The sequence below is a fragment of the Methylomagnum sp. genome, from assembly GCF_054333355.1.
In genome coordinates this window covers 1-4,454 of sequence record NZ_JBTEKS010000361.1, presented here as the reverse complement: position 1 = coordinate 4,454, position 4,454 = coordinate 1, and the positions used below count along the sequence as shown (strand labels likewise).

The following is a 4,454-nucleotide window of genomic DNA, read 5'->3' as shown; positions in this document are numbered from 1 at the left end:
GCTGGATTGGGCGGATTCGGCTGGAACGGGCGCGGCCTGCGGGGCCGGGGCGTCCAACAGGTATTGGAAGCCCACCTGCCTTAGCACCTCGCGGACGGGCGGGGTGGGATCGAGCAGCCGCAGCCGTCCGCCGATGCCTTTCAATTGCTTGGCGAGAATCACCAGCGCCCGGATGCCGGCGGAACTGAGGTAGGACACCCCGGACAAGTCCAGGGCGATGTGATGGCAGCCCGCGTGCAGGGTGTTTTGCAGCGCTTGGCTGACGCCGCCGCTCCAGGCCGCGTCCAGACGGCCCTCCAATTCGATGCGCATTTCCTCGCCGTCGAGGCGGGTTCGGATTTCCATGGTGGGAATGCCCTTTGGTTTATTTAGTTCGTTCTTTTATAGGATGGGTGGAGATGCGCGGCTTAGGGCCGATGGTCATCAAAATAATACCGGCGCACCGTAACCCATCATGCCGCCTTGCCTGGGATGATGGGTTACGGTATTTCGGGGGATTCTGGCTGGACCTTGTGCGCCTCCACCCATCCTATTTGGCGATGCGCCGATCCGCCTTGGCGAGGACCGCTGGCGGCAATTCCAACCCCACGGCGCGGGCGTTGTCCTCGCTCACAATCAGGCTGATTCTCGACGGACGGCTGAACGGAATCTCCCCCGGCGACTTGCCGCGCATGATCTCGGCGGCTTTGTGGGCGGCGTCCTGGCCCGCTTGGTAATAATCCAGCGTGTACCCCAAGGCCGCGCCCTGCTTGACGGCGGCGTCGGTGAAGGCGAACAAGGGCTTCTTGGCGCGGGTGGCGGCCTGGGCGATGGCGGTGAAACCGGCCACGGTCTGGTTGTCGGGAATCTGCACGATGGCGTCGATGGGCTGGGAAGCCAGCGCCAAGGCCGCGTCCGCCAGTTCGGCGGAAGAGTTGACCGGCAGCACGGACACCTCCAGGCCGTGCTTGGCGGCCTCGGCGACGAACACCTCCTTGTTGCGGACCGAATTCACTTCCGCCGGGGAAAACAGGGTGCCGATCCGGCGCCATTGGGGGAAATGCCGGGCCAGCAAATCGGCCATCTCGGTATACGGGCCAAGCGTATACACCCCGGTGACGTTGGGCCGATGATGGGCATCGTCGGTGCCCGCGCCCGCCACGAACGGGTCGGCCACGAAGGTGAACACGATGGGAAGGTGCTTCACCTTGTTCAGCACCGTTTGCAGGGTGGGCGTGGACAGGGTGATGAGCAACTCGGTGGCGTCGCCGCCCACGCCGTCGGCCATGGTTTGGAGGGTCGCCATGTCGCCCTGGGCCGAGGCTTCGGTCAGGGTGTAATCCCGCCCGGCCACCAAGCCAGCGGCCTTGAAGCCATCGTCCATGCCGCGCAGCGCGTCTTCCGCCGGGGGCGATTCCACGTACAGCAGCCGCTTGAGCTTCCAGGCGTGGTCCAGGGCGGACACCCCGGCGCCGGGTCGAGGCTGGGATCGGGAGGAGCCGTCGGCCTGAATCACTTCCGCCGCCTTGGCCTGCAAAGCGTCGTCGAACCGCCAGCCATCGCGCAAGGCTTGCCGGGCCTGCTCGTTGAGGATGATGCGGTCGGGCATGAAGGTCCGCACCGGCAGTTTCGCCGGATCGGTCCCCGCCAACACGTCGGCGGCGATGCGGCCAATCTCCCGGCCCACCTCGTGATAATTGGCACCGAGATCAAACAGCCCGCCGCGCTTGGCGTGCCCGGCGATATTGGAAAACACCGGGATATGGGCGGCGCGGGCCACGCCAATCAGGCTGTCCACGGCGTTGTTGACGGTCACGTCGCCGCCGGTCCAGAAGGCTTCCGCCCCCCGCGCCACCAGCGATTCGGCGGCTTCCCGCACGTCCTTGGTTTGCTCCACCGGGGCTTCCAGCAGGGTGAGTCCCAGTTCCGCCGCGACCGCCCGCGCCGCTTTCGTGCAGACCTCGGAATTCACTTCCGCCGGGTTCCACACCACGCCGACGGTTTTAAGGCCGGGATTGATCTGCTTCGCCAGCCGGAAAATCTCCGCCACCGGCTGCGGCGTGGCGATGCCGGTGAGATGGCCCGGCTTGTCCAGGCCGTCCAGCGCCTTGACGCCCACGCCCGCCGCCACGGGCGAGGTGACCGCGCCGAACACATGGGGCACGCGCCCGGCTTTGTTGGCGTTGGCGAGCGCCTGCAACATGACGGTGGAAATGGACAGCGCCAGCCGGTAGCCGCCGCCCGCGATTTTCTGCGCCATCAAGTTGCCGGTGGGCAAGTCGCCCTCCGGGTTGTAGGTGGTGATGGCGATCCGGGCGCCGTCGCGGTAGCCATGCTCGGCCAGCCCGTCCAGCACGCCCTGGCGGGTTTCGTCCAGCAACGGGTTGGAGCTGTGCTGTAGCAGGGCGACGGGAATCCGCGAGGCGATGGCCTGCGGGCCGGGTTGGCCGGGTTGGCGGGAATGGCGGTCGGACCAGAGCAGCACCGCCGCCGCCGCGCCAATCAGCAACAGGGCGAAGGCCAGGCGCTTGAAGGAATCCTGCATGGTTGTTCTCGGTATCAAAGGGAATGCCGGAGGGCGGTGGCCGGGCCGAAGCCGACAGCCCGCCCCATGGAAAGTAGTTCGGCTACGGTCACAATGCAAACCCTGGGCTGGCGGGCCGATGCCATGACGGGTGGCCGTGTATAGCAGCATCATAGGATGGGTGGGGCTTCGCGGAACCCATCGCTCCGGGCCAGGGCAATCGCGCTATGCCGGGGGCCGCTGTTTTTCCCCTCTCGCCTCTGGGAGAGGGAGAAAAATCACATAGCGCGATTGCCCTGCGCTCCGGGCCGGGTGGCCTGATGGGTTGCGCTATGCTCCACCCATCCTATGACTGGCTTTAATTGCCCTAAAGTTGAGATTGATCCGCGCCACCCGGACCTCCGGCATGGCCGGGATGGCGTGCCGCCAGTGCTGCTGCAACCGCCCGCCCATTATCAACAGGCTGCCGCTCGCCAGCCGCAACGCCACCCGTTCCCCGCTGCCGTTGTGGCGGAACCGCATCAGCCGTTCCGCGCCCAGGCTCAGGGAAGCGATCACGGGTTGCTCCCCCAGCGCGGGTTCAAGATCGGTGTGCCAGCCCATGGCCTCGCCGCCATGCCGGTAGAGGTTGCACAGCACGCCGTTGAAACGCTGCCCGGCGGCCTGCTCGGCCTCCCGTTTCAGGCTCAACAAAGTATCCGTCCAAGGCTGGGGCCGATGGGTGAAGCCCGCGTAGGGATAGACGGCCCCGGCGTCGCCATACCAGCAGACGGCCCGGGGCAATCTGACCCACCGCCCCGCGTCGGCGAGGACGTCATCCTGCCAAGCGATTTCCCCGAGCAAGCGCCGGAACAGGCCGTCGGCCCGATCCGCCTCGATGAACTCCGGCTGATAAAGCAGTTCGCCGTCGGTCTGGATGAGCCGCCGGAACCCGCCCGAATCCCCGCCGTCGCCGCTCAGCATTCCGGCAAGCTCACCGGGATTTGTATCGCCAAGCCGCCCTCGGCGGTTTCCTTGTAGCGGCTGTTCATGTCCTGGGCGGTCTGCCACATGGTGCGGATCACCGTGTCCAGGCTCACCTTGGCTTCCGCCGGGTCGCTCTCCAGGGCGATATTGGCGGCGGTGATGGCTTTCACCGCGCCCATGCTGTTGCGCTCGATGCAGGGAATCTGCACCAAGCCGCCCACCGGATCGCAGGTCAGGCCCAGATGGTGTTCCATGGCGATTTCAGCGGCTTGCAGCACTTGGTCCGGGGTGCCGCCCAAGACTTCCGCCAGCCCCGCCGCCGCCATGGCGGACGACACGCCGATCTCCGCCTGACAACCGCCCATGGCCGCCGAGATGGTGGCGTTCTTCTTGAACAGGGTGCCGATTTCCCCGGCCACCAGCAGGAAGCGGACGACCTTGGACTCGTCGAAGTCGAGGACGAAGCACCACGCGTACATCAGCACCGCCGGGATGACCCCCGCCGCGCCGTTGGTGGGCGCGGTCACGATCCGCCCGAACGAGGCGTTCTCCTCGTTGACCGCCAGGGCGAAGCAGGAAATCCAGGTGTTGACGCGGGTGAAGTCGCGGGGCTGGCGGCGGATGAGCGCCAGCCAGGCGCCGATGTCCTCGTAAACGGCGGGGTTCAGCAAGCGGCGGTTGATGTCGGCGGAGCGGCGCCGGACCCGCAGCCCGCCGGGCAGATAGCCCTCGCTGTTGACGCCCCGGAACACGCATTCCTTGATCTCCTTCCATAGCGCCAGAGCCAGCGCGTCGATTTCGGAGCGGGTGCGCCACGCCTGCTCGTTCAGATAGGTGAGCTCGGAGACCGACAGCCCCAGCTCCCGGCAGTTGCGGGCCAGGTCCTCGCCGCTGTGGCAGGGATGGGGCGTCACGATTTTCTTGACCGCCCCGGCGTCCGCCTCATGGTCGCTGGCGATGAATCCGCCGCCCAGGGAATAGTAGG

General features: G+C 66.7%; 4 protein-coding genes. All 4 read right to left on the bottom strand.

Annotation, left to right across the window (positions count from 1 at the left end; translation table 11 throughout):
* The coding region (locus ACXWUF_RS19235) for an STAS domain-containing protein (protein ID WP_458496191.1) at nucleotides 1–345 on the bottom strand (345 nt) is incomplete at its 3' end.
* A 184-nt stretch (nucleotides 346–529) separates the two neighbouring features.
* Entirely contained in the window at nucleotides 530–2,524 is a 1,995-nt protein-coding gene (locus ACXWUF_RS19230) for an ABC transporter substrate-binding protein (protein ID WP_458496190.1), read from the bottom strand.
* 309 nt (nucleotides 2,525–2,833) lie between these two features.
* The gene (locus ACXWUF_RS19225; RefSeq protein WP_458496189.1) at nucleotides 2,834–3,466 is read right to left on the bottom strand and encodes an alpha-ketoglutarate-dependent dioxygenase AlkB family protein; all 633 of its coding nucleotides are present in this window, start codon (nucleotides 3,464–3,466) and stop codon (nucleotides 2,834–2,836) included.
* Nucleotides 3,460–4,454 (bottom strand): L-serine ammonia-lyase (locus tag ACXWUF_RS19220; protein ID WP_458496188.1); only part of this gene is annotated, 995 nt, incomplete at its 5' end. The genes ACXWUF_RS19225 and ACXWUF_RS19220, both read right to left, overlap by 7 nt.